The following is a 24,458-nucleotide window of genomic DNA, read 5'->3' on the forward strand; positions in this document are numbered from 1 at the left end:
TCTCCAATTAGTTTTTTATATCCTCTTTTATCTCCTTTACTTCCTTTTTACCCTCAAACTTGTTAAAAATGTCAACCGCTATTGTTATGACATCACTTACATTAAATAGCTCAAGCGGTATATCTTCCGGATATATTTTTTTGAACATATCCCTTATTTCTTTTGTTCTCATCATAGAACACGTATTATAAATAAAGGCACTTGAGGCTTTTGCAAACTTCAACATATCAATATCTGATGTACTTGTTTTTTGTGCTTGCTCCTCTTGCTCCTCATCTATACTTATCTCTTTTTTATAACCTGTTGTTAGCTCACTTTGAAATTTTAATAATACACTTGTATTAGGTCTTTGAAATTCAACTTCTCCAAATCCCGCTATATTCATTGTAGTTATTTTTACTTTTTTCTCTTCATTTTCCCTTGCTTTTTGTATAAACTGCTCTAAGGTCATTGACATTTTTCTCACTCCTTTTTTGATTGAGAAAAGGGAATAAATCCCCTTTTCTATTATTCTAATATATCGGCTGTTTCAGCTTGCCCCGCTAGTTCTATCTCTTGCACTTTGTGCTTTTCAAAATCAATCAATACTTGCTCGTCCCAAGTTAACCCATCACATTTAATACGACGTCTAGCCGTATCATTGATGTTAGCATTTGACATTATTAATGATACATCTTCCCCAAGGTTAAACATATCAATGTCAAATTCCTCTCCTGTACTTCTAAAAGTGAAATTTACCTCTATTGTGTGATTTGTAGGTACTCTTATCACACCGTCCCCATTCTCTGCGGGTATCTCTTCGTAATTTTGCTTTTTAACAACCTTACCTTTGCTTACTGTACCTATTTTTGTCCCGTTCAGCCAAACCTCGCCTTTATTCCCGTTGAAAAACGCTGTTCTTCTGCTTGACATATACACACCCCCCTTTACATATAAATTGGAAATGAAAAGTCTTCCATAATTCCACTTATTTTAATTTTTGCCATTAAAAACACTTTTGTGCCTACTGTCATTTGTCTTGCTTTAAGGTCGTCCCAGCCTTTCACGGTTTCCTCTCCGTATTTGCTGTAATTCGCTATTCTTTGCGCCTCTACATCAACCATTGATATATTCTCGAAATTCGGGTCAAGTATATAGTCCCTTGCTAGTGTTTTAAAATACCCATTTATCGCCGATATTAATAGCATTTGATTATCTAGTATGTTAGGATATTTACCTTTATACTTTTTATCCCACGTTTCAAAAATATCACAATATATCAAGTCCATTTTCTCCACTGTGTTTATATGGCACATATCCTCTGATACATCTTGCCCTGTCGTAACAAGGCTATTGACCGCCCTTGCCACTTTGACAATGCCCTCATCATTGAATAAAACAAACTCGCCTTTGTTTATAGCTGTTTCCAACTTTTCCGGCTCTGCAACACTACTGAACTTTGTTAGCTCGAAAGCAATAGCCGACATATTAATTGATATACCAGCTAAAAATCCTAGCAAGTATGGAATAATTAAATTCCCTGTGACCTCTCCTCTTTTTTCATCTGCCCACGTCACTTTTTCATTTGTAAAGTTCACAATGTGCATATCATCAGCGCCAACAGTTTTCCAGCCAATGACTTTATACTTTTTCTTATCATTTTCCACTTTAGCTTTTGCCCAAGTAACTAACGACGTTTGTATCTCTGCGTCCGGTGTTCCTATCCAGCAATTACGTGGTATAGCTCCCCCAACTTTTTTCAATAAATCCTCTGCATTTCCCTCACTTGCTAATTTAAAAACCTGTAATTTTAAAGGTGTACCCTCAAAAGCATCTTTTACAAGTTGAATATTGCTTTCTGTAAATTTCTTTTGCTCCTCTGCTCCAAAGTCCTCTATCGTTTTATAGTATTTTTTAGGCTCTCCCTCTGTGTCATCTCTTAGTATCAAGACAGCATATCCACGCTCGCCCCTTGTTACTGCCGATGCTCCTAGTGCCTTAAATACTATATCAATTTTAGGTAATCCTATTGTTGTCGGCATTTTATTCCCCCTTTACTTCTAAATCTTGCATTAATTCGTGCGGTTGCTCATCATATGCCTCAAATACATACATATTAAAGTCAAAAGTTAAAACTCCATCACGAATATTAGTTCGTACTTCTGATATTTGCCCGCAAACATCGTCACTTAAAGAAAAATTACTATTCGACACAAACATTTGTGTCAATTCCTCTTGAACTTCTAAAAGCTCAAAAGTATTTTTTCTATCATCTGCGGGAAAATATACAGTTGCTACACTTATTTTTCTTTCAATGAATTTCTGCATATAATCATTGCTTTTTATCTCATCAAAATAAATATATAAGGTTTGCTTATCATACCCCTCTTTAACATCTTTACTCATAATAGGACAGTTTAATTCTCTTAGTTTTTCAATTATTTTAGCTGTTATATCTGTTATTGTAAGCATATCAGCTCCCTTTAAAATCCATTTTTTTTGCAAACTTCATCAACGTAATTTTCCAGCGCCTCTATAAATTCATCTTCAAAGGCTTTTTTTGCATCATCAAATACATTTAAGCCCCTTTGATAACCTTTTACCTCTCCACTTTTAGTCACTATCTTATGACCGTACTCAATTAAATGAGCGTGTGGGGCTTTTGAGTACACCCTACAAGCAAAAGCACCATCAAATTTATATACTTTACCAGCTTTTATCCCTCTGATATAGTTTCCTGTCCTCTTTTTTGTCTTTCTTTGTGCCACTTCTAAGGTCTTTTTTTGTAAAGCTTTACCTTGCTTTTTTAAAAACTTTCTCGCCTCTGTATTTGTCAAAGCCTCGTTTAATTTTAATAGACTTTTTTCATAATCATCAAAATCACTCATCAATTTATCTCCTTATAAGTGTTGCATATACTTCAAGGTAGTTATTAGTGTTAAAATTTCTAATAATATGATTTATCTCATATTTCTCGCCCTCAAACATAATATAGTCTGTATGTTCGATATCTGTTTTTCTAATTATTATTTTAAATTTGTTTTCGACCCTTTCGGTTTCTGCCTCCGCTCCCTTTACACCTGCACCCGCTGGCACTATATCTGCCCATACTTTTTTAAGTAAGGTATCTTCAAAAGTATCTCCAAGCTTTCCAGCTACAAGGGTACGTCTATATATTTCAATTCTATTTTTCAACTTACTTGCGAGTGACATTCTTTGCCACCCCCATTTTTATTTTTAATAGCAATTTGTCCAAAACGGTATTTGTTCTTTGTTCTTTCTCTTCGCTTGTCCGCGTCTCAAACCTATCAGCGATTATTAATAATTGTGCCATTTTGTAGGATTTTGACGGGTTTTTCCCGTCATCTCCTGTACTGTTTTCTATCTCTTCCCGGCTAAATTCTATTAAGTGTTGTATTGTGTCATCTTCGTCATCAGTATCAACCCTTAAATACTTTTTAACCTCTTCTAGTTCTAAACTCATTTAGCACCTCTTTTCATTTTCGCAAGCTTGCGAAATTATTTTTTCTTAGTAGTTCCCCCTTTTTGCTCTCCCTCTGCTTCTGTTGATGCCTTGCTTTCTGTTTGTTCCTCTTCTACTTCTTTCTCTTGTTGTAATTTTATCAATTTCTCCTCTACAAGTTGCTCAATTAAAACATCTAAGTCAACACTTTCGCTAAGTTCATTTACTGCCTCTATTGCTGAAAAGTCTAGCTCACAAGCTATCATTGCCCTTTCATCAAATTTTTGAACATCAAATCTTGTGATAGCTCTTAGCCCTGTTGTATTTGTCTTAAAACTATCTCCCCCCGTTTGAGTAGACAATAGCGTCATCGCCTGTCTATCGAATAGCGTTATAAACTCTTCCATATCTCCTATGAAAATTTTTGCTTTTTGCCCCTCTGTTTTCATAACTTCGTTAGGCACTTCCACAACCGGCACACTATCAATCATTTTGCCTGTCGCTCTTTTCGGGTCGCTTTCAAGCAAGTATCTACCTATCGCGTCTTTTTCTTTTGAAAAATGAGTAAACGCATCAGAGTTCATATAAACTTTAAGTGTTGGTTTAAATACAGCGTTTATCTTTGTATTAATAGCCATTTTTAAATCATCAACCGTCTTAACAGGTGTAGGCGACGCAATAGCGTTTAGTATTTTTAATACCTCTCTATTCTCTGTTGTATTTGTTTTTCTCGCTAACCATTTATTGATATATTTTTCTAAATTTACATCACTGTCATTTTTTAAGTTATTAGGAATTGGTAATATTCCCCCATAATCTTTTATTGAATATGGTATATTAACAAACTTAGGCGATGTAACATCTGCTATTTCTCCACCGCTTGTTATATCAGCAAATCCCTCATCTTCCGCATCTTTTTCCATCACTCTTGACCCTGTCATCGTTGTTACAGGCTCAATTGTTATATAATCTCTAAATGCGAAAGTATGCTTTTTTAGCTCATTAATAGCTGTTTGCTGGTCGTTAGGTATTAAGTATCCCCCGTCCTCTCCCGATGATGATGATAGCTTATTTTTAGCTGTTAAAATTTCATCATTAGCAAGTGTATTTTTCCCTCTTACCATATTGAAAAAAGCTTTTTTATATGCCTTTTCTGCATCCTCATCTTGTGGCAAGTCTATTCTTTTTCCTGCCTGTCCTGCTTGTACTTTATCCATCGCCGATAACACTTCTAGTTTTTCGTTTTCCGCCTCAATTTCTCTTCTTATTTGCTTTAACTCTTCCGGTGTCGCTCCCTCTTTGTCCATTAAAACTTTAGCTTGTGCCTTTAATTCTGTTATCCTTTGTTTAATCTCATCTTTTGTTTTCATTAGATGCCCCCTTTTGTAATTAATAATAAGTTTAACTTTTCCTTTTCAACCTCTAGTTGTTTCTCATTTTCTCTTTGTCCATTTGATAACATAGCTTTCACATTGTCCGGCATATTTTTTAACCTGCTAACATCTCCAGCTTTAGCATATACTTGTTTTGCTCCTGAGAGCTTAACATCAAATATTTGTGATGCCTCTATACCTGTAAGCCACGTTTCATCTGTCATCATTCTCAATATATCATATCTTGTCATATCTTTTTTTATAACCTTTGTCATATAGACATCAGCTATAATATCATCAAGCTTATTTAAAAACTCAACCGCTTTTTGCATATCTTGTGAGTTTCCAGCCTGTACACACCACGCCCTGTGTATCATTAGTTGAGCATTATCAGCTATATATATCTCATCGCCTGCCATAGCAATTACTGACGAAATCGAGCCAGCTATCCCATCTATGTATACCCTTTTAGTGTTAGGGTAGTTTTTTAACATATTATATATAGCAATTCCAGCATTGACATCTCCGCCTAGTGAGTTTATATTGATGTCAAGCTCTCTATTGCCTGCATACGCTAAAAAATCTTTTATATATAGCGGTGTTACATCTTCATAGCTCGTTTGCTCGCTCTCGGTTGCGATAATATCTCCGTATATATCTACCTCAACAATATTATTGCCCTTAGCTCTTGCTTTTAATACTTTGAAATCTTTTATTTTTTACGCCTCCTCATCATTTTTACAAACGCAAGTGTTTTTCCATACATTTCCACTTCTAATTTGAGTTCAGTTTTACAACGCCTTTCTATCTCTCGTATTTTTCGCGCCTCTTCTCGTTCCTCTGCACTCATAAACAAACTACGTCTACCGTACATATCAACTTCTGTTTTCATCATCATTTTACACCCCCTTTTCTCCCTCTTTATACTGTACTCCTGCTTTATCAAGCGTGATAGCATTTCCGTTACCTATCAGCTTGTTTCCGCCTTTCTCTTCGCTTATATACGGTAAATCTAGCTCTTCCCGTGCCTCATTTACAGTCATAGCAAAATTATTGAGGTATGTTGTAATAACTTCTGATTGTGTCTTGCTATCCATTTTGAATAGTATTTTTTCATTGATATTTAATCTCATACCTTTTTGCATTTCATCACTACGCAATAATTTGCTTGTCATTTCCTGCTCATAGCTCTTAAAAAGTGGCTGTAATGTATTTACGTAAAAATCTAGTTGCTGGCTCTCACTATTACTATATGATGACTTGCTATAATCGTTGATGACGTTCGGCTTAATTCCAAACGCCCCAGCTATCTGCAACGCTGTCAATTTATTGTTTTCAAAAAATTGTGCATCTGCTAATTTCATATCTAATACGACCGCTTGAAATCCTAAAGGCAAAGGCATTATTTTCCCATTACCTGTTTTTTCTGCAAACTTTTCAATTTCACTTACTAACGCCATTTCTGATGCGTTATCTAATTGACCGGTATAGTGTACAAGTAATTTTGACCCATACATTCCGGATTTGTAAAATTTATTCAAAAACGCCTCTGCGTGCTTATTTGTATTTATTTGAGTTTTTAGTACTTCTCTGACCGGCATACCGACTAAACCGTCAAAAGAAAACGGGGTTTTAAAGTGTATAATTTCATCTTTACAAAATCTATACCTTTTACCTGTTCTCGCATCTGTCCACACATACCAAATCCCCTCATCACTCTCAAATATACCTTTATCATCAACCCAAACTTCCATATTTTTTGACGGCAACTGCCATAAATGCTTAATATATCCTTTTGTATCTGTTTCAATCCACACATAAGCATTTCCAAAATGTAGTTTATTAAGCTCTATTGTTGCCCAAAATTGTGAGGCTGTTAAGTAGGGGTTTGGTTTGACATTCAATAATAAATCTAGTTTATTATCAAATATCTTTTCTCTACCCTGTTCTTTTGTAACCTTTCTTTTCTCCCACGACATTTTACTCATCGTTTCTGATAAATGTTTCAAACATATAAAATAAATCATTTCGGAATAGTCCGGCGAGTTAGCAACGTCTTTTAAATCAATACCCCCGATTGTATAAGTATAATTTTGTAGGTCTTCTAGCCCTATCTCTTTTCGTGTTCCTTTAGGGGCATTTGTTTCTCTTGTCCTGTTGAAAGCTTTTTTTATTCTATCAGTCAATTTCATTCAGTCTTATCTCCCCCCTTGTATAATTTCATTAAATAGTCCGGTGTTCTGTACTTACTTAAATCAAGTATGAACTCGTGGTACTGTGCTAGCTTAAACGCTCCTAAAACCGCAATAAGTGGGTCAATACGCTTATGAGTTATATCTTTATCTATTTTGATAAGTCCGCCATTTGTTCTTATCATTGCGTTATTGACTGCGAAATTTAAAACCGGGTTATATAGGTAAAATACATTACTTGAATATACTTGTTCCCTAAATCCTGCGGTACTTTCATTTAAAGATTTATAACTTTGGTAAACCTCAACACACTCATAACCTTTTTTCTCTAACTCCATCATCATTTTAGAGGCATTTGCGGGGTCAAAACATAGATTTTTTATTTTAAAATTATTTTCTTTGCAAAAATTAAAAACATACTCAATTACTGCGTCTTGGTCTACGATAGGCGTATCAGTAACAGTAATATATCCGCGCTCTACCCAGCTATCATATGGCATTTTGTCAACTGCCATACGTTCTTTTAATTTTTCATAGTTTGGTATAAAAGAATGACTAAATATTGCATATTGAGCCACGCCGTTTACTTGTACCGGTATTACAAAACTTACTGATGTTAAGTCTATTTTTGCCGACATATCAAAACCAACGTATACCTCTTGTCCTTTTATTTCAAAAGGTATTTTCTCCACCTCGCAAGCTTTCCATTTTGCCATATCCATATACCCGTCTGCCTTTTTATTAAGCCACATATTTAAGCATTTAGTTTTAAATGCTGTCATCTTTTCGGGTATCTCTTTTGCAATCTTAAAATCTGAACTTAGTTTTTCCACACCCTCTTGATAATACGCTCTGATAGGATTTGCTTTTCTCCACGTGTCCAGCGATGCAACCTCATCATCAGTATCAGCCTCACAAATATCTATAAAGTACTCTTCATTTACAGTGTCGGTATGAGGGTTGAGAACATCAGAGCAATATGTGTACTCTTGAGTATAGCACGGTACATCTAAATCAACGCCAGCGGTCGTGATAATAAAAAGCAAAGGCTCTTTTGAGTTACTACCCAGCCCCAAATCATAAAACTCGGTCGTGGGGTGTTGGTGGTACTCATCTAAAACCAAAACCGCTGGGTTTGTTCCGTCCCCATTTTTTCCGTCTTGTTTGCTTAATGGTGCTAGAAATGAATTACTTTTAATATGTATTATCTTATCCCTTGTAATCTTGAATTTAGGCGATAAAATACTACCTTTAAGCATATTTTGTGCCTCATTAAACAATAATTTCGACTGTTCTCTTTTAGTTCCAGCGCAAAAGGTTTCGGCAATCTCTCTGTTTTTAGTTGCTACTACTGAAATCTCGTATAAAAGACTACCTGCTTGCATTTGAGTTTTAGCATTTTTTCTCGCTACTTCGGTAAAAGCCTTTTTAAATCTTCTTATTCCGTCCACATCTTCCCAGCCGTAAACTTGACACAATATGAATTTTTGCCAAGTTGTAAGATTTATAGGTTGCCCTGCAAGTATTCCTTTTGAGTGCCTTAAATATGTAAACCATTTGACTATCCGCTGTGCTTTCTCCTCGTTCCAGCGGTACTTATAGTTTTCTCTTTCTAAATCTCTCAAAAACCTCATACAAGCCCATTTGTGCTTTTTACAGCTTACAATCCTATCATTTATACAATCATCAGCATATTTTTTTAACTCTTCTAAGATAGTCATATATCTCCAAACTCGCTTATTACTTCACTCTCTTTACTTTCTGTCTTTATGCCTTTTAATTTAAGTTTTCCCTCTGTGGTCATTCCTAGTAACGTCGCGTACTTCCTCATCTCTTCTGAATATTTTAATTCTAAATTGACATAAGGATTTGACTGTTTACCTATCACTATTTTTAAACCTACTTTTTGAGATGCTTTTACCCACTTGGCAAAAGCGTTGCAATAAGCTCCTAAGTTGTTATAATCTAAATTACATATAAGAGAGTTTTTGCCAAACTCATTTACCAGCCTGTCCCACTCCTCGCGGGCTACTTCATCAACTAGCCAATCCGGCTTATTTTTTAAAGCATCTTTATCAAAGATGATGCTCTCCTCTATCTTTTTCTTTTCTTTTTCCACTTTTGTGAGATGCTTAGTTTGCAACTCCAGCGGTTTTCTAGCTCCCATACTGCTTTACACCTCACTATTTATTTATTATTCCATCCATATACGACAAAACTATCAAGGCTATTGTCATTACTAAAAAATATCCACTTTTCATTTACCACCTCATTTTTTTCTATTGGGAATTTTGCGAAAAGAAAACTAACCGATGCGGTGTCCAGCACTTCGTCAAAAACTTTTTCATACCCCCCTACCCGCTTGGTAAAGTTGCTTATACTGTCTTAACTCCTCTTGTACTTGCTCGATGTTCTCGCTCTTATATCTTCTATGTACTTCTCTATGTGCTGTATCACTTAGCGGTATCAAATTATCTAAGTCATATATCAACTTTTTATTGCTCTCTACTTCAATAATGTGATGCACAAGCGTTGCTGGTACAATACGATTATATTTATACAGAGTATAAAGACATATATTATCACTTGTTGCTAAACTTCTTTGTCTTGTAAGTTCCCACTTTTTATTGTTGTATACCTCTTTATTTTTCCTCTTGTGTTTATCGTAGTATCTATCACTTTCTTTTTTCAGATGTTCAAAACACTTATTCGGACATTCTACTGTGATTGAATGTAACTTCTTACAACGTGGGCATTGTTTCAATATCATTTTGAAAACTCCTTTAACTCCTCAAGCTCTAGCTTTTTTGTTTCTACCTCTATCTTTTTCAACTCATTTTCTAGTTTGATTTTTTTCAGTTCGTACTCTTCCCGAATGGTTGGCATCTCCTCGATGTTACGTCTTAATTGCAACATCTTTTCTATTCTCTCCGCTCTGACCTTAACTGCTTTTTCAACTTTATCATCTAACAGTTTCGCATCGGGCTTTTTATATGTGTTGTCAATAAGCTCTTGCAACACGTCTGCCTCTTCTCTAGCTTTTTCACTTATCATCTGTCTTAATTCTCTTTTACTCTGCTCATCTCTTTCAACAAAAGTTTCATAAGCTATCTTACTTCTGATGCCTTTGACCCAAGCGTCCCCTTTTACTTCCGCAAGTTTCTTTCTTTTTTTTAAAGTTGATAGAGGTACTTTGTACACAAGAGCTAATTTGCTCAAATCTTCGCCTAGTTCATATCGTAATCTTATTTCAAACTCTTTCGACTTTGTCAAAGCTATTTCTATCACTCTCCTATTTTTATTAAAACAAAGATAAAAAAAATATAAAAATAAGTACCACTTTTCACACTTAATAAACCGTAGCAAAAAAAGCTATTTTTTAATTTTGCTTTTTCCTGCTATAAATATTTATTTTTTATGAGTTTATGCCCAATTTCTTTCGACCAACTAAAATGTTTTAGTTGGCAAAAAAAAATCCTCAAAAATCTTTTTTAAAAAAAATATATAGACATCATAATTTTTAACATCTACATATTTTTTAATAATCTGTTTTTCATAAGTCGTGTGATGCTTAGAGGGTATATTTTCTTTTGTAATCTCTAACAAAAATTTAAAATCAAATATCCAACTATTTTGTTCGAGGTATTTAAAAATACCCCTTTCCTCTTTCAAATGTTCCGGTATATCTTTATTGTGTATTTTTAGTTTTTCTCTCAACTCTCTTTTTACTTTTTCATTTCTTTTAAAATTTTTAAATTCGTAAGAAAGATTTTTCTTTATTTTCTCCAGCTCCTTAAAGGGTCTTTCTTTTATTTCGACCCTTAATGCCTCTTGGAATAAATCTTTGATAATATCAACACTTAAAAATGTTTTCAAACTATTATCTATTTGTCTTTTTTCTGTTACATACTTATAATAATCACGCCCAAGTAGTACCTCTACCCTTGTAACCTCTGTATCTATTTCTATACCTTGATTAATCAACATTTCAAAACTCTTGTCATAAATCTTAATGACTTTCCCTCGATTTTCTTTTTTGAAATCGGCATTTTTAGTATTGATGTAGAGGTTTCTATCTCTGCGGATTTTATTTGGTATACTTTCAGCATTAAAACTATATAACCCAAGTGCTTTTTGATAGTTTGCACGTCCTACAAGCATAATTACATCTTGTAAGTCTAAAAATGACATATTTAATGTTGAATTTATCTCTAGTTCTTTGATTTTTGCCTCTTCTAAGTCTAAAAATACACCTTTTATCGCCATTTCTTTTACAATTTTATCAAGTGAAATTTTTACATCTTTCACTGTTGAATTATACAAATTATGCCCCTCTTTAATTTTGTTAGGATTAAACTCAAGCGTGGCGATATTATACTCTCCACTTTCATTTTTTATCATTGAATATGTCAAAGAATAATTATTGTCATTACATTCAAATCTTTCTATCGTTTCGCCCTGTTTGATAATCTTTTTCTTTTCCAGCTCTAAAAAGTTCTCTACTTTAAAGTTGTTTAAAACTATTCTATCGATACCTATTCTTTCGATCCTTGATGTTTCGACTATCAACTTTAAACACCACCTTTTCTATTTTTTTTGTAAAATCGCCTACCCCTTTCCCGAGCCTGCTCTAGTTATATTTATAGCTCAACCAAAAATTTTACAAAAAATAAAGGGAGTTAAGACCTGCATCGCTACAAGCCTCAACTCCCTATTTCGAGTTTTACGGTACATTTAATTGTTATCTTAATTTTACTTTCGTTACTTCTCCACAACTGCATTTTATTTTAAACTCAATACCGTTGCTGGATATGCTCAAGCCCTCTCTAAAGTGCAAATAACCGCTGTCATCGGTTGAAAATAGAAAGTTCCTGCACTTATTGCATCTAGTTTTTTTGTTTTTCATTTTTTCTTTTATTATCTCTATTTGCATTTTAATATTAGCACATACTTTCTAAAAAAGTCAATTCTTTTTTTGTGCTGTCCCCCTTTCCACTTTCTTTGTATAAATAGAATATCATATTTTTACACTAAAAAAAAGAGGGGCATAAAAAAAGTGTACTATGTATAGTACAGTTTTTTATTTTGCTAACTTCATAAAAAAAAGAGCACTATTTATGCTCTTTCTACAATTTTATCTATTATTTCTCTTACTTCTTTTTGTTTTGTAACGTAAAAGATGCTAGTTAGGTTGCCATTTTTATAAGTTGAGGCGTATTTTTCTTTTAACGACAACTTATAATACCCTCTAGTATACACTATATATTCAACTCTTGCATCTAGTGAAATCTCCATTAAAAACTTTTCTTTAATCATTTTATCGCCTCTTTTACTCGTTAAAATTTATTTCAAATTCCACATCGTAAATTTCATTATATTTCGCAATTCCTTTAATATTTTTTGGACTTACACTTGTTATATCTGCGTTATTTTCTGACATTATTCTATTGATTAGTTTAAAATTTAAAATTTTTATTTTTTTGTCACGCAAGTATAAATCTAGCGTATCTTCAATTTTATCTTCTTTTATTTTTTCAAGTTCCTTTTTGTAGTCATTAGTAGCGTTTTTTAATCTTTCTTTTAAGCGTTTTTCAAACTCTTCTCTAGTCACTTTTAACCACCTTTTTTATTTTTGTTTTAAAAAAAGAGTGGAATGTCTTCCACTCATAAAAGCAAGTTAATTTTGATTAAGTCCAATTTAAGCCCAAACGAGCTTTTTTATTTTTTGACGTCTGATTTTTCCAGCGTTTGCGAGATTTTTCTTTTATTCCCACTCTATTGTTGCAGGTGGCTTACTAGAGATGTCATAAGTCAATCTGTTAATTCCTTTAACCTCATTTAAGATTCTATTTGAAACTCTTTCTAAGAATTCAAATGGAAGGTGTGACCAAGTAGCAGTCATAAAGTCAATTGTGTTAGCAGATCTTAAAACTGCAGTGTATTCATATGTTCTTTCATCTCCCATAACTCCAACTGATTTAACAGGTAGAAGCACAACGAAAGCTTGGCTAACTTTATTGTAAAGATCAGCAGCTCTTAACTCTTCGATGAATATATCGTCAGCTTCTCTTAAAATATCAGCTTTCTCTTTATCGACTTCACCAAGAATTCTAATTCCTAGTCCAGGTCCTGGGAATGGATGTCTATCGATCATGTGATCAGGGATTCCTAACTCTCTTCCAACTTTTCTAACTTCATCTTTGAAAAGCTCTCTTAATGGTTCAAGAAGTTTGAACTTCATATCTTCAGGAAGTCCACCAACATTGTGGTGAGATTTAATAGTCATTGAAGGTCCTTTTACTGACATAGATTCAATAACGTCAGGATAGATAGTTCCTTGAGCTAAGAATTCTACATCTGTAAGTTTTCCAGCTTCTTCATCAAATACTTCGATAAATTCTTTTCCAATTATTTTTCTTTTCTTTTCAGGATCAGAAACTCCTGCAAGTTTAGAAAGGAATCTTTCTTCAGCATCTATACATTTGATGTTCATATGGAAATTTTCACCATAAACTTCCATAACTTTTTTAGCTTCATCTTTTCTTAAAAGTCCAGTATCAACGAAGATACAAGTTAATTGATCTCCAATTGCTTTGTGGATAAGAGTAGCAGCAACAGAAGAGTCAACTCCTCCTGAAAGTCCTAGAAGAACTTTTTTATCTCCTACAGTTTCTCTTATACTTTTAATAGTTTCTTCTATGTAGTTACCCATAGACCAGTTTTGTTCACATTTAGCAATATTGAATACAAAGTTTCTTAAAATTTGTGTTCCATATTCAGAGTGAGTAACTTCAGCATGGAATTGGATACAGTAAGAATTGATATCTTTGTTGTAAGTAGCAGCTACACAAGAAGTAGTATGTCCGATTTGAACATATCCAGGAGCCATTTTAGTTACATGGTCATTATGACTCATCCAAACTTTAGAGTTATTAGGTACTCCTTCGAATAGAGGGCTGTCAGGACAGTCGATGATAAGTTCAGCTTTACCAAACTCTTGTTTGTCAGCTCTTGCAACTTCTCCACCCATTAGGTGAGTAGTTAATTGCATTCCGTAACAGATTCCAAGAACTGGGATACCTTTGTAGAATAGATCTTTATCAATAGTAGGAGCTCCTTCAGCATAAACAGAAGCAGGTCCTCCAGAAAGAATTATTCCTTTAGGTTTTCTAGCTAGGATCTTATCTAAAGGTTCGAAGTAAGGAACAACTTCAGCATAAACACCCATTTCTCTGACTCTTCTAGCAATCAATTGATTGTATTGAGAACCAAAGTCCAGTATTATAATACTATTTTCTTTCATAAAAACCTCCAATTTAAAATAAAAGGAGCAAAAATGCTCCTTGTTTTACCAAATTAAAAACAAATATCATTTTCTACAATTATACATCAAATATTAATATTTGCTTTATTATGAAATTTTACCATAAAACCTAATCTCTGTCAAAAAAATATTTTTTTAAAAATTTAGCTACTCCATTGTTATCATTGGTATCAGTAATATAATCTACACTTGCCTTTACTTCTCTTGTGGCATTTCCCATAGCAACCCCATATTTAACAGCTCTAAGCATCTCTATATCATTAGTAGCATCACCAAAGGCTACACACTCTTCAGGAGAGATACCATAAGTTTTTAATACTCTTTTTAAAACTAATCCTTTATTGACTTCTCTGTTTAAAACTTCATATAGGATATCTGTTGATTTAGCAGTATAAACTTTATCACCTAATACTTTTTGTACCTCTCTATGTACTCTTTCTAAAGTTTCAGGTTCTTCATCTGTTCCTAAAAAAACTGATTTTGTCATCTTATAATCATCAAAATCATAGAAATCTTTCTCAATAGGTATCATATCTCTTTCACTACCATATCTGATAACCTCTCTTCTTGAAGAATCCTCAACATACCATTCATTATTTTGATAAAGATTTAAAGGAACTCCCAATCTCTTACTTATTCTTATTAACTCTTTTACATGATCAGCTTCTAAAGGAAGTTCAAAAATTACCCTATCATTTTCATAGTCCACTACCTTTGCTCCATTATAAGCAATAACTACACCACCAGCATCTAAATCTAAAGCATAAGGCTTAGTAGCTAAATATGTTCTTCCTGTAACTAGAAAAATTTTAACACCTCTTCTATTTAACTCTTTTAATACCTCTCTGTTTGTTTCAGATATTTTCTTATCACTTGTCAACAATGTTCCATCTAAATCTAATGCAATAGCTTTTAATTTCATTTTACCACCTCTCGTATCAAATCAAAATAGATGCTTTTTATGTGGATATTATATCACTTTTTATATTGAATTTAAATAATTCTATTGAGGTGGAAAATGCAAAATTATTTTAAATAGTGTTTTAAAGAAAGTGTTGTGCTATAATAAAAATAAAAAATTTATGTGGAGGCAGTTATGATAAAAAATATTATATTTGACTTAGGAAATGTATTAGTTAAATACTCACCTGAAAATTTTTTAAATAAATATGTAAAAAAGGAGAATCAGGAAGATTTTATTATAAATATTTTTAAAAGTAAAGATTGGTTAGAGTTAGATAGAGGAACTTTATCATATGAAGATGCTATTGAAGTTTTTACTAAAAGAGTTCCAGAAGAGAAGGAGAGTATAGAGAAACTATTTAGAGAGAATATCTCTTCTTGTATATCACCAATAGAGGAGAATGTTGAGATTATGAGAAAATTGAAAAATAATGGATACAATGTGTATATTCTTTCAAATTTTCATCAGCCAGCCTTTGAATATATTAGAGAAAATTGGGATTTTATAAGGGAGTTTGATGGAGATGTAGTTTCTTGCTACTATCACTATATTAAGCCAGAGAGAGCTATATATGAAACTATTTTAAATAAATATAACCTAATTCCAAGTGAAACTATTTTTATTGATGATATAGAAGCAAATATCAAGGGAGCAAAGGAAGTTAATATAGATGGGATCCATCTTCCTGATTTTAAAAATTTAAAAGTTCTTTTAAAAGATAAGGGAATAAAAATCTAAAAATAATTGTTTTATAAAAAATACTGATGTTTTTTTATGATTTTGATTTTTTTATTTAATCATTCCTATTTTTAATAACAAGTTGAATTTATATTTCAATATAAAATTAATTTTTTTGATACACAAAAAATATTTTTTATAGTATAATACAGAAAAGTTGTATTTTACGTCTGTAATTGAGAATAATTCATTTGTAATTAAGGGGGAAGAAAAATGTTTTTATCACCAGAAGAAAAACTACTGGCTTTTAGAAAGAAACATAAAATTACTCAAGGGGAGTTAGTAGGGGAAGATATCACAAGAGTTTTTTTAGGAATGATTGAAATAGGAAAGAGATCATTAACTGAGAAAACAGCAAAATTACTATGTAAGAATTTTAATAGAATTTTAAAAGAGAGGGGAATTAAAGATTCTATTAAAGTTGAAGAGTTAATGAAAACTAAGGAGCAACAGGCAATAGAGTTTTTTAAAGATATTCTAAAAAGAGATAATATCTCTTCAAAAGAGATTATTTGGGATATTGAAGAAGCTCTTTATGAGATAAATGATGCAGATAGAGTAAATTATTGTTTACAATTATTTGAAAAATTCTTTAGTTTAAAAGAGTATAGAATAGCAAGAAACTATCTTTTAAAATCTATGCACAGAGTAAAAGATATAGAAAGTATAAAGGAAAGCCTTTTGAAGATTTTTGAATTAAATAAGATACTTTGTGATTATGAGGGAAGTGTTTTTGCATATAGAAGATTTAAAAATAAATTAGAAAAAGAAAAATGGTGTGAAATTTTAGAAAATATACTATTTAACTATTCATATGCTCTTATTAAATGTGGAGAATACAAGGAAGCTTTTGAAAATTTACAACTTCTTATAAAGAAATCTAAAAATGATAAATTCTTATTTGAAACTAGAAAATTATTAGGGAAAGCTTATAAGAAAATGGGAGATTATTCACATGCAACTAGCGAGTTTATATCTCTAGCTAAAGGGAAAACTCCTCAAGATAAAGCTGAAGCATATAGCAATATGATAGAGATAGCTTTAGAAACTGATGATATTTTACTTTTAAAGAAATTCTATGAAAAATGTAAAATAAATTATGAAGCTGATAGAATACAAGATGAAAAACTAAATTTTGAGATTTTAATTTGGTTAGGAAAGGGAGCTAAAAAGCTTCAAAAGAATAAGGATAGTAAGGCTTTCTTTATGGAAGCTTTAATGGTTGGAAAAAGTAATAACTATTCAGTAGAAAAGAGAATGGAAATAATTTCAGAACTATTCCAAATATTTGAAAAAAGTGATTTTTTCTCTGTTCAAAGTATAGAGAATGAATATTTTGGGCTATTACTTGATGAAAAGAACTATAAGCCAGGTATAAGAATTTTAGAATATTACTATAAAACTTTACCATCTGAATTGGAAAATAAATTTAAAATGTTTAAATAGTAAAAGAAAAAGGGGCAATACAGCCCCTTTTATCATATTATCTTTCCTTTGCTCTAGCAACAAAAGCTTTAAAAATCCCTAAAAACTCAGGATATCTATTGATTAAATTTTCAGGATGCCATTGTATACCTAAAATAAATCTATCTTTCATATCAACAGCTTCAAAAGCTTCAACTACTCCTTCACAAGAAAAAGCAGTAGCTTTTAAACCTTTTCCAAGTTTTTTAACTCCTTGATGATGGAAAGAGTTTACATAGATTTTTTCAGTTTCAAATATATCGTGGATTAAAGATTCTTTTTTTATACTTACACTATGAAAAAGTTCATCTCTATTAATAGCTTTAGGGTGATGTCCCATAGCAGATTGTACTTGAGTATCTATATCTTGATAAAGAGTTCCATCAAAAGCTACATTGATTAGTTGATGTCCTCTACAAATTCCTAAAACAGGAATATTTCTTCTACAAGCTTCTTCTAAAAGTTTAAATTCCATCTCATCTCTCTTAGTATCAGTTCCTGCTATTTGTAAAATTGGATCTTCACCATAGTATCTAGGTGCTACATCTTCTCCACCACTAAAAATTACACCATCTAGAACATCACTTTCTAGCATCTCCATAGTTAATTCTTCAGATATTATTGGTATAAATAAAGGTATTCCTCCAGCAGCAATTACAGCTTCAGCATATCCAAAGTTAATTGCATTATATTCTCCTTTTTCTCTTTTTTCCCTAAATGTTGTTATTCCTATTATCGGCTTCAATTAAACTCCTCCCAATCTTTTAATTTTTACTTATACTATTACTATACTCTTATCAACTAATTTTTACAAATACTTTTATATATTTTTATTGATAAATTTTTATTTAAATTTATTAACAAGAATATATATTTATTGTATTTTTTTTAGTTGTATTTTGTTATTTTATAAATAGAGAAGTATCTTTTTATAAAAAATATATTTTTTTGTTATATTTTATAGAAAATCTTTGACATAATTTGAGAAATATAGTAAAATTACTCTGTATGTAAAAAATTAATTACTCATATATCCCTGTAATATGGTCAGGAGTTTCTACGGGTTGCCAAAATAACAAGCCGCTATGAGTGAATTTAATAGTCTTAATTTTGTAATTTTAAGATTATTTTCTTTCACTTTAGTTTTTGAAAGGAGATAATCTTTTTTTATCTCTTAGTTGCAGGAAAGTTGAGTAAAAAAACTTGGAGGTAAAAAAGATAATGAAAAACAGATCCCCTTATGATTTGGACGGAGTACCAGTTTTAAAGGAGGCTATTCCACTAGGATTACAACATATTTTAGCAATGTTTGTAAGTAATATTACACCTTTGATTATTGTTGCAGGTGCTATGAAAGTTCCTAGTGAAACAAAAACATTTTTAATTCAATGTACAATGTTAGTTGCTGGAATTAACACAATGATTCAAGCATATCGTATCGGACCTATCGGAGCTAGATTACCTATCGTTGTGGGTACAAGTTTTGCTTTTGTTCCTGTTGCTTTATCAATTGGAAGTAAATATGGTTATGAAGGTATTTTAGGAGCTGCCCTTGTTGGAGCATTGTTTGAAACTTTTATTGGAGCTATCATTAAAAAAATTAGAAGATATTTCCCACCTGTTGTAACAGGAGTTATAGTTCTTTCAATAGGACTTTCTCTTTTACCAGTAGGAGTTCAAAACTTTGCAGGAGGAGTTGGAGCTGCTGATTTTGGTTCTTTCTCAAACTTATTCCTTGCATTAGTAGTTCTTATTACAGTAATTTTCTTTAAACAATTTACAAAGGGTATTACAAGTACTGGTTCTATATTCATAGGAACTGTTGTTGGATTTATAGTTGCTTTATTTATGGGAAAAGTTGATCTTACTCCTATAAAACAAGCTGGATATATAAATTTCCCTATGCCTTTTACATATGGATTTAAGTTTCATTTAGATGCTTGTTTAGCTATGATTATGATGTTTATTGTATCAGCAGTTGAAACTGTTGGGGATATGTCTGGAGTTACTATGGGTGGAGCTAATAGAGAGGTTACAGATAAAGAGTTATCTGGAGGAATCTTAGCTGACGGTTTTGGAAGTGTACTAGCTTCTATGTTCTCTGTACTACCTACTACTTCATTTAGCCAAAATACAGGTATTGTTGCTATGACAGGTATAATGAGTAGATTTGTAGTTGGAACAGGGGCGGCATTCTTAATAGCAGGAGCATTCATTCCAAGAATTGGAGCTATCTTATCAAGTGTACCTGCAAGTGTTCTTGGTGGAAGTTTAGTAATGATATTTGCAATGATCTCTATCAGTGGAATAAATCTAATTACTAAAGAGCCTTTAAAAGGTAGAAATGCCGTTATTCTTTCAGTTTCTTTAGGACTTGGATATGGACTTGGAAGTGTACCTGCTGCTTTAAAATACTTCCCTACAAGTCTTCAACTTATTTTCGGAGGATCAGGAATAGTTGTTTCTGGAGCGATAGCTGTTATTCTTAATATAATTCTTCCTCTTGATGAACAAACAAAAGAGGAGTTAAAAGAGAAAAAGGAAGCTAGAGAAAGAGCATAAAGTTTATAAAAAAATATTGTACAGCAGAGAGATGGCAATTTTAATGCTACTCTGCTGTATTTTTATGGTATAATATAAGTATAAAAATAAAGATAAACAGGAGGTTAAATTGTTTAGTTTTTCTAAATTTTATTCAGCTTCTACATTGCAAGAAGCTTATGATGAACTTCTAAAAAACAAAAAAAATATTATTCTTGGTGGGACTTCATATTTAAGAATGGAGAACACAAATTATAACACAGCTATTGATCTATCAAATCTATCTCTTTCATATATAAGAGAAGAAGATAATTTTATACATATTGGAGCTATGACATCTTTTAGAGATGTTGAAGTTTCTCCTATTGTAAACAACCTTTTTAGTGGTGTTCTTTCAAGCTCAGTAGAACATATTATAGGGGTACAATTTAGAAATAATGTAACTGTTGGAGCTACTGTATTTTCTAAATATGGTTTTTCAGATCTGATACCAGCTCTTTTAGCAATGGAAACAACAGTTGTTCTATTTAAAGAGGGAGAGATCTCTTTAGAAGATTACTTAGCAAGAGAGGGAAAAACTAGAGATATTCTTGTAGAGATTAAAATAAAAAAAGTTGAAGGAAAAGGTTCTTTCCAAAGTATAAGAAAATCAAAAACTGACTATGCTATTACAAATGCAGCAGTTACAAAATCTCAAGAGGGATTTAGAGTTGCAGTAGGAGTAAGACCTAGCAAAGCTGTTTTAGCTTACAAAGCTATGGAAATTTTAAATTCTGCTGATGAGATTAATGAAGATATAATTAATGAAGCTTGTGAGGCTTTAAATGAGATCAAATATAGTTCAAATATGAGAGGTACTGGAGAGTATAGAGCTGCTGTATCAAAAGTGTTAGTTAAGAAAGCTATTATGGAGGTATTATAATGTTATTAAATTTAACTATAAATGGATTAAAAAAAGAATTACTTATAGCTGATGATGAATACCTTCTTGATGTATTGAGAAAAGCTGGATATTTAAGTGTAAAAAGAGGTTGTGATACAGGTTCTTGCGGACTTTGTACAGTTCTTGTAGATGATAAACCTGTTCTTTCTTGTAGCACTTTAGCAGCAAGAGTTAATAATAAAAAAGTTACAACTATTGAAGGAGTACCTGAAGAAGCTGAAAGATTTGCTCACTTTATGGCAGCTGAGGGAGCAGAGCAATGTGGATTCTGTGCACCAGGATTTACATTGACAGTACTTGCTATGATGAAAGAGTATGATAACCCTACTGATGATGAGATTATGCACTATCTAAATGGAAATCTTTGTAGATGTAGTGGATATGTATCTCAATTAAGAGCTATTAAAAACTTTATGGAGGCTGAAAAATCAAATGAAAATAGTAAATAAATCTACTAAAAAAATTGATAGTATTGGAATAATTACAGGAAGACCTCTATACACAGATGACTTAGTTATCAATAATAACTCTCTTATTGTAAAACTTTTAAGATCACCTCATGCTTATGCAAGAATTGCTGATATTGATACTTCAATAGCTAAAAAAGTTCCTGGAGTTGAAGCAATATTTACATATCATGATGTGCCTAATACAATGTTTACATTAGCTGGACAATCATATCCTGAACCATCTCCATATGATAGAAAAATTCTTGATGAGTATGTGAGATATGTTGGAGATCCAGTAGCAATTATTGCAGCAATAGATGAAAAAACAGCTGAAAAAGCTATGAAACTTATAAAAGTTAAATATGAAGTTCTTGATGCAGTTATAGATTATGAAAAAGCTCTTGACTCAGATATCTTAGTTCATAGAGAAGCTGCTCATACTAATTTTCCCATAGGATATGACAACAAGAGAAACTTAGCTTCATCTTACTTAGAAACTAAGGGAGATGTAGAAAAGGGATTTGCTGAAAGTGATGTTATTATAGAGGAAACTTACTATACACAACCACAAATTCACGCAATGATGGAAACTTATAGAACTGCTTGTTATCTTGATGCTCATGGAAGATTAAATGTTATCTCTTCTACACAGATACCTTTCCATGTGAGAAGGCATTTAGCTAGAGCATTAGAGATGCCAAGTAGCAGAATAAGAGTTATGAAACCAAAACTTGGTGGAGGTTTCGGAGGAAAACAAACTTCAGTTTGTGAAATCTATCCAGCTTTTGTTACTATGAAAACTGGAAAACCATCTAAGATTGTATATACAAGAAAAGAAACTCAAGCTTGCTCAAATACAAGACATGCTATGAGATTAAAAGTTAAAATTGGTTCTGATAGAGAGGGAAATATCAAAGCAATAGATATTAATGTATTATCAAATACAGGAGCTTATGGAGAACATGCACCAACAGTTACAGCTCTTGTTGTTTATAAAACATTCCCACTATATGCTAAAGTGCCTATGAGATGTAAAGCTGATATAGTTTACTCTAACACAACAGTTGGAGGAGCATTTAGAGGTTATGGAGCTACTCAAGGTACATTTGCAGTTGAATCAGCAGTAAATGAACTTGCTCATAAATTAGGGCTAGATCCTACAGAGGTAAGAATGAAAAACTTAGTTGATCAATCTGAAACTGTAAGTGGAGATATAAAAAAATGTATCGAGATAGGAAAAGAGGCATTTGATTGGAAAAATAGATGTGTAAAGGATATGGGAAATGGTAAGGTAAGAGCTAGTGGAATGGCTGTTACAATGCAAGGTTCTGGTATTCAAGGGGTAGATACAGCTTCTGCAACTTTAAAACTTCACGATAGTGGAGATTACACTCTATATATTGGAGTTACAGATATGGGACAAGGTTGTGATACTGTAACTGCTCAAATGGCAGCTGAAATATTAGAAGTTCCTATGGAAAAAATAATAGTAAATAGTGCTGATACTGATGTATCTCCTTATGATCCAGGAGCATATGCTTCAAGTGGAACTTATGTAACAGGAAATGCAGTTATATTAGCAGCTAAAAAGATGAGAGAAGAAGTAATGAAAATGGCATCTTTCCTAATGAAAACTCCTATAGAAGAACTTGAGTATATGGGAGAGTATGTACAAGATAAAAATGGAAATCAACTTTCACTTAAAGAGATTGGAGTTAGATCTGTATCATTTGAGGGAATGAATCAACTTACAACTACTGCAACTTGGGGAGGAAAAACTTCACCACCACCATTTATAGCAAGCTTTGCTGAAGTAGAAGTTGATACATTAACTGGGGAAACTAAAGTAATAGACTTCCTATCTGTTGTAGATTGTGGACTACCTATCAACCCTGCTCTTGCTCAAGTACAAGTTGAGGGAGGAATTGCTCAAGGTATAGGGCTTGCTCTTTATGAAGATATTCAATTTGATGAGAGAGGAAAGATGAAACATGATACTTTAATGCAATATAAGATACCTTCAAGAAAGGATTTAGGAAACAATATTAAAGTTATGTTTAGTTATTCAGATGAGCCTACAGGACCTTTCGGAGCTAAATCAATAGGTGAGGTTGTAATTAACACTGCTTCTCCAGCTATAGCAGATGCAATTTATAATGCTACAAATAGAAGATTAAGATCACTGCCTATGACAAGTGAGAAAATTTTCTGGGCTATTAACTCAAAAAATAATTAAAAAATATATATGATATATATGCAGAGGTTTTGCTTCTGCATATATTTTTAAACAAATTAAAAAAAATCTATTTTTTCTATAAAAAATGTGATATGATGTAACTTATTATACTAGAATTTATATTTGTTGGAGGCAACTATATTATGAAATTATTAAAAGAATATATACAAAAAAATGGAAAGGCTATAGGAACAGGAATTTTAAAAGTAGATAGCTTTTTAAATCATCAAATAGATCCTAATCTTATGATGGCTATGGGAGAAGAATTTAAAAGAAGATTTGAAAAAGATGGAGTAAATAAGATTCTTACTATAGAAGCTTCAGGAATTGCTATTGGACTTGCTGCTGCTTATGCTTTTAATGTACCTCTTGTTTTTGCTAAGAAAAAAGTTCCATCTACAATGGGAGATTTCTATACTGCAAATGTTTTCTCATTTACTAAAAATAAAGATTACACTATCTGTGTTTCAAAAGAGTTTTTACACTCAGATGATAGAATTCTTATTATAGATGACTTCTTAGCTATGGGAAATGCAATTTTAGGTTTAAAATCTTTAGTTGAACAAGCAGGAGCAAAGGTTGTTGGAGCAGGAATTGCAGTGGAAAAGGGATTCCAAAAAGGTGGAGATCTACTTAGAGAAAATGGACTTAAAGTAGAATCACTTGCTATTATTGATTCATTACAAGATGGAGTTGTAAAGTTTAAATAATTATAAGATAAATAATTTTAAAATAACTCTGGTGTTTTTCACTGGAGTTATTTTATTATAATACTATTTTAAAATTACTAAA

The 24,458-nt window shown here is 32.2% G+C and carries 28 protein-coding genes and 1 riboswitch; of the genes, 7 read left to right on the forward strand and 21 right to left on the reverse strand.

Going from position 1 to position 24,458, the window contains the following annotated elements; genetic code table 11:
- Positions 1 to 7: 7 nt before the first annotated feature.
- The 20 genes from I6E31_02205 to I6E31_02300 all read right to left on the reverse strand — a co-directional run bounded on the left by I6E31_02205 (position 8) and on the right by I6E31_02300 (position 15,253).
- The gene (locus tag I6E31_02205; GenBank protein MCF2638781.1) at positions 8 to 457 is read right to left on the reverse strand and encodes a hypothetical protein; all 450 of its coding nucleotides are present in this window, start codon (positions 455 to 457) and stop codon (positions 8 to 10) included.
- A gap of 50 nt (positions 458 to 507) precedes the next feature.
- On the reverse strand, positions 508 to 912 hold the full coding sequence (locus tag I6E31_02210; GenBank protein ID MCF2638782.1) for a hypothetical protein: 405 nt from the start codon (positions 910 to 912) through the stop codon (positions 508 to 510).
- Positions 913 to 926: 14 nt separating this feature from the next.
- Positions 927 to 2,021, reverse strand: a complete 1,095-nt coding sequence (locus tag I6E31_02215; protein ID MCF2638783.1) for a phage tail sheath protein — start codon at positions 2,019 to 2,021, stop codon at positions 927 to 929.
- A gap of 1 nt (position 2,022) precedes the next feature.
- Entirely contained in the window at positions 2,023 to 2,451 is a 429-nt protein-coding gene (locus I6E31_02220) for a hypothetical protein (protein MCF2638784.1), read from the reverse strand.
- 11 nt (positions 2,452 to 2,462) lie between these two features.
- Positions 2,463 to 2,867, reverse strand: coding sequence for an HK97 gp10 family phage protein (locus I6E31_02225; GenBank protein MCF2638785.1), 405 nt, complete (start codon positions 2,865 to 2,867; stop codon positions 2,463 to 2,465).
- A 4-nt stretch (positions 2,868 to 2,871) separates the two neighbouring features.
- Entirely contained in the window at positions 2,872 to 3,192 is a 321-nt protein-coding gene (locus I6E31_02230; protein MCF2638786.1) for a head-tail adaptor protein, read from the reverse strand.
- Positions 3,176 to 3,463, reverse strand: coding sequence for a phage gp6-like head-tail connector protein (locus tag I6E31_02235; protein ID MCF2638787.1), 288 nt, complete (start codon positions 3,461 to 3,463; stop codon positions 3,176 to 3,178). Before I6E31_02235 ends, I6E31_02230 begins: the two co-directional genes overlap by 17 nt.
- 35 nt (positions 3,464 to 3,498) lie before the next feature.
- The gene (locus tag I6E31_02240) at positions 3,499 to 4,812 is read right to left on the reverse strand and encodes a phage major capsid protein (protein ID MCF2638788.1); all 1,314 of its coding nucleotides are present in this window, start codon (positions 4,810 to 4,812) and stop codon (positions 3,499 to 3,501) included.
- Positions 4,812 to 5,531 (reverse strand): Clp protease ClpP, encoded by a 720-nt coding sequence (locus tag I6E31_02245; protein MCF2638789.1) that lies wholly within the window; start codon positions 5,529 to 5,531, stop codon positions 4,812 to 4,814. The genes I6E31_02240 and I6E31_02245 overlap by 1 nt, the downstream gene beginning before the upstream one ends.
- Positions 5,528 to 5,713, reverse strand: a complete 186-nt coding sequence (locus tag I6E31_02250) for a hypothetical protein (GenBank protein MCF2638790.1) — start codon at positions 5,711 to 5,713, stop codon at positions 5,528 to 5,530. The genes I6E31_02245 and I6E31_02250 overlap by 4 nt, the downstream gene beginning before the upstream one ends.
- A gap of 1 nt (position 5,714) precedes the next feature.
- Complete coding sequence (locus I6E31_02255; protein ID MCF2638791.1) at positions 5,715 to 7,007, reverse strand: phage portal protein; 1,293 nt, start codon at positions 7,005 to 7,007, stop codon at positions 5,715 to 5,717.
- Positions 7,004 to 8,728: a terminase large subunit gene (locus I6E31_02260; GenBank protein MCF2638792.1), complete on the reverse strand. Its 1,725-nt coding sequence runs from the start codon at positions 8,726 to 8,728 to the stop codon at positions 7,004 to 7,006. The genes I6E31_02255 and I6E31_02260 overlap by 4 nt, the downstream gene beginning before the upstream one ends.
- Positions 8,725 to 9,174, reverse strand: coding sequence for a P27 family phage terminase small subunit (locus tag I6E31_02265; protein ID MCF2638793.1), 450 nt, complete (start codon positions 9,172 to 9,174; stop codon positions 8,725 to 8,727). Before I6E31_02265 ends, I6E31_02260 begins: the two co-directional genes overlap by 4 nt.
- Before the next feature lie 177 nt (positions 9,175 to 9,351).
- On the reverse strand, positions 9,352 to 9,777 hold the full coding sequence (locus I6E31_02270) for a hypothetical protein (GenBank protein ID MCF2638794.1): 426 nt from the start codon (positions 9,775 to 9,777) through the stop codon (positions 9,352 to 9,354).
- Entirely contained in the window at positions 9,774 to 10,226 is a 453-nt protein-coding gene (locus tag I6E31_02275; protein ID MCF2638795.1) for a hypothetical protein, read from the reverse strand. The genes I6E31_02270 and I6E31_02275 overlap by 4 nt, the downstream gene beginning before the upstream one ends.
- Before the next feature lie 228 nt (positions 10,227 to 10,454).
- Positions 10,455 to 11,576: a hypothetical protein gene (locus I6E31_02280; protein MCF2638796.1), complete on the reverse strand. Its 1,122-nt coding sequence runs from the start codon at positions 11,574 to 11,576 to the stop codon at positions 10,455 to 10,457.
- 546 nt (positions 11,577 to 12,122) lie between these two features.
- Complete coding sequence (locus I6E31_02285) at positions 12,123 to 12,323, reverse strand: hypothetical protein (GenBank protein ID MCF2638797.1); 201 nt, start codon at positions 12,321 to 12,323, stop codon at positions 12,123 to 12,125.
- Positions 12,324 to 12,336: 13 nt separating this feature from the next.
- The gene (locus tag I6E31_02290) at positions 12,337 to 12,618 is read right to left on the reverse strand and encodes a hypothetical protein (GenBank protein MCF2638798.1); all 282 of its coding nucleotides are present in this window, start codon (positions 12,616 to 12,618) and stop codon (positions 12,337 to 12,339) included.
- A gap of 153 nt (positions 12,619 to 12,771) precedes the next feature.
- Positions 12,772 to 14,310, reverse strand: a complete 1,539-nt coding sequence (gene guaA / locus I6E31_02295; protein ID MCF2638799.1) for a glutamine-hydrolyzing GMP synthase — start codon at positions 14,308 to 14,310, stop codon at positions 12,772 to 12,774.
- 130 nt (positions 14,311 to 14,440) lie between these two features.
- On the reverse strand, positions 14,441 to 15,253 hold the full coding sequence (locus I6E31_02300; GenBank protein MCF2638800.1) for an HAD family phosphatase: 813 nt from the start codon (positions 15,251 to 15,253) through the stop codon (positions 14,441 to 14,443).
- 174 nt (positions 15,254 to 15,427) lie between these two features.
- Here I6E31_02300 and I6E31_02305 point away from each other — a divergent pair, with 174 nt between their 5' ends.
- Positions 15,428 to 16,033, forward strand: a complete 606-nt coding sequence (locus tag I6E31_02305; protein MCF2638801.1) for an HAD family phosphatase — start codon at positions 15,428 to 15,430, stop codon at positions 16,031 to 16,033.
- Positions 16,034 to 16,246: 213 nt separating this feature from the next.
- Entirely contained in the window at positions 16,247 to 17,479 is a 1,233-nt protein-coding gene (locus I6E31_02310) for a hypothetical protein (protein MCF2638802.1), read from the forward strand.
- A gap of 37 nt (positions 17,480 to 17,516) precedes the next feature.
- Here the strand turns inward: I6E31_02310 and I6E31_02315 are convergent, their stop codons facing one another.
- Positions 17,517 to 18,242 carry a gamma-glutamyl-gamma-aminobutyrate hydrolase family protein gene (locus I6E31_02315; GenBank protein ID MCF2638803.1) on the reverse strand — a complete coding sequence of 242 codons (726 nt, stop codon included), beginning with the start codon at positions 18,240 to 18,242 and terminating at the stop codon, positions 17,517 to 17,519.
- A 261-nt stretch (positions 18,243 to 18,503) separates the two neighbouring features.
- A riboswitch (purine riboswitch) is annotated at positions 18,504 to 18,603 on the forward strand.
- Positions 18,604 to 18,718: 115 nt separating this feature from the next.
- On the opposite strand from I6E31_02315, the gene I6E31_02320 reads away from it, so the two are divergent.
- The 5 genes from I6E31_02320 to I6E31_02340 all read left to right on the forward strand — a co-directional run bounded on the left by I6E31_02320 (position 18,719) and on the right by I6E31_02340 (position 24,376).
- Positions 18,719 to 20,059: a purine permease gene (locus I6E31_02320; GenBank protein ID MCF2638804.1), complete on the forward strand. Its 1,341-nt coding sequence runs from the start codon at positions 18,719 to 18,721 to the stop codon at positions 20,057 to 20,059.
- A 109-nt stretch (positions 20,060 to 20,168) separates the two neighbouring features.
- Positions 20,169 to 20,960 (forward strand): FAD binding domain-containing protein, encoded by a 792-nt coding sequence (locus tag I6E31_02325; GenBank protein ID MCF2638805.1) that lies wholly within the window; start codon positions 20,169 to 20,171, stop codon positions 20,958 to 20,960.
- Positions 20,960 to 21,430: a 2Fe-2S iron-sulfur cluster binding domain-containing protein gene (locus I6E31_02330; protein ID MCF2638806.1), complete on the forward strand. Its 471-nt coding sequence runs from the start codon at positions 20,960 to 20,962 to the stop codon at positions 21,428 to 21,430. The genes I6E31_02325 and I6E31_02330 overlap by 1 nt, the downstream gene beginning before the upstream one ends.
- Positions 21,414 to 23,666, forward strand: a complete 2,253-nt coding sequence (locus I6E31_02335) for a molybdopterin-dependent oxidoreductase (protein MCF2638807.1) — start codon at positions 21,414 to 21,416, stop codon at positions 23,664 to 23,666. Before I6E31_02330 ends, I6E31_02335 begins: the two co-directional genes overlap by 17 nt.
- Positions 23,667 to 23,809: 143 nt before the next feature.
- A complete protein-coding gene (locus tag I6E31_02340; GenBank protein ID MCF2638808.1) occupies positions 23,810 to 24,376 on the forward strand; it encodes a xanthine phosphoribosyltransferase in 567 nt (188 codons plus the stop codon).
- Positions 24,377 to 24,458: the final 82 nt, after the last annotated feature.

The organism is Fusobacterium varium (assembly GCA_021531615.1).
Taxonomy (GTDB): domain Bacteria; phylum Fusobacteriota; class Fusobacteriia; order Fusobacteriales; family Fusobacteriaceae; genus Fusobacterium_A; species Fusobacterium_A varium_C.

Bases quoted from the DNA above. Each gene is read 5' to 3' on its own strand.
- I6E31_02205 (MCF2638781.1), bottom strand. From the start codon at position 457: ATGTCAATGACCTTAGAGCAGTTTATACAAAAAGCAAGGGAAAATGAA.
- I6E31_02210 (MCF2638782.1), bottom strand. From the start codon at position 912: ATGTCAAGCAGAAGAACAGCGTTTTTCAACGGGAATAAAGGCGAGGTT.
- I6E31_02215 (MCF2638783.1), bottom strand. From the start codon at position 2,021: ATGCCGACAACAATAGGATTACCTAAAATTGATATAGTATTTAAGGCA.
- I6E31_02220 (MCF2638784.1), bottom strand. From the start codon at position 2,451: ATGCTTACAATAACAGATATAACAGCTAAAATAATTGAAAAACTAAGA.
- I6E31_02225 (MCF2638785.1), bottom strand. From the start codon at position 2,867: ATGAGTGATTTTGATGATTATGAAAAAAGTCTATTAAAATTAAACGAG.
- I6E31_02230 (MCF2638786.1), bottom strand. From the start codon at position 3,192: ATGTCACTCGCAAGTAAGTTGAAAAATAGAATTGAAATATATAGACGT.
- I6E31_02235 (MCF2638787.1), bottom strand. From the start codon at position 3,463: ATGAGTTTAGAACTAGAAGAGGTTAAAAAGTATTTAAGGGTTGATACT.
- I6E31_02240 (MCF2638788.1), bottom strand. From the start codon at position 4,812: ATGAAAACAAAAGATGAGATTAAACAAAGGATAACAGAATTAAAGGCA.
- I6E31_02250 (MCF2638790.1), bottom strand. From the start codon at position 5,713: ATGATGATGAAAACAGAAGTTGATATGTACGGTAGACGTAGTTTGTTT.
- I6E31_02255 (MCF2638791.1), bottom strand. From the start codon at position 7,007: ATGAAATTGACTGATAGAATAAAAAAAGCTTTCAACAGGACAAGAGAA.
- I6E31_02260 (MCF2638792.1), bottom strand. From the start codon at position 8,728: ATGACTATCTTAGAAGAGTTAAAAAAATATGCTGATGATTGTATAAAT.
- I6E31_02265 (MCF2638793.1), bottom strand. From the start codon at position 9,174: ATGGGAGCTAGAAAACCGCTGGAGTTGCAAACTAAGCATCTCACAAAA.
- I6E31_02270 (MCF2638794.1), bottom strand. From the start codon at position 9,777: ATGATATTGAAACAATGCCCACGTTGTAAGAAGTTACATTCAATCACA.
- I6E31_02285 (MCF2638797.1), bottom strand. From the start codon at position 12,323: ATGATTAAAGAAAAGTTTTTAATGGAGATTTCACTAGATGCAAGAGTT.
- guaA (MCF2638799.1), bottom strand. From the start codon at position 14,310: ATGAAAGAAAATAGTATTATAATACTGGACTTTGGTTCTCAATACAAT.
- I6E31_02300 (MCF2638800.1), bottom strand. From the start codon at position 15,253: ATGAAATTAAAAGCTATTGCATTAGATTTAGATGGAACATTGTTGACA.
- I6E31_02305 (MCF2638801.1), top strand. From the start codon at position 15,428: ATGATAAAAAATATTATATTTGACTTAGGAAATGTATTAGTTAAATAC.
- I6E31_02310 (MCF2638802.1), top strand. From the start codon at position 16,247: ATGTTTTTATCACCAGAAGAAAAACTACTGGCTTTTAGAAAGAAACAT.
- I6E31_02320 (MCF2638804.1), top strand. From the start codon at position 18,719: ATGAAAAACAGATCCCCTTATGATTTGGACGGAGTACCAGTTTTAAAG.
- I6E31_02330 (MCF2638806.1), top strand. From the start codon at position 20,960: ATGTTATTAAATTTAACTATAAATGGATTAAAAAAAGAATTACTTATA.
- I6E31_02335 (MCF2638807.1), top strand. From the start codon at position 21,414: ATGAAAATAGTAAATAAATCTACTAAAAAAATTGATAGTATTGGAATA.
- I6E31_02340 (MCF2638808.1), top strand. From the start codon at position 23,810: ATGAAATTATTAAAAGAATATATACAAAAAAATGGAAAGGCTATAGGA.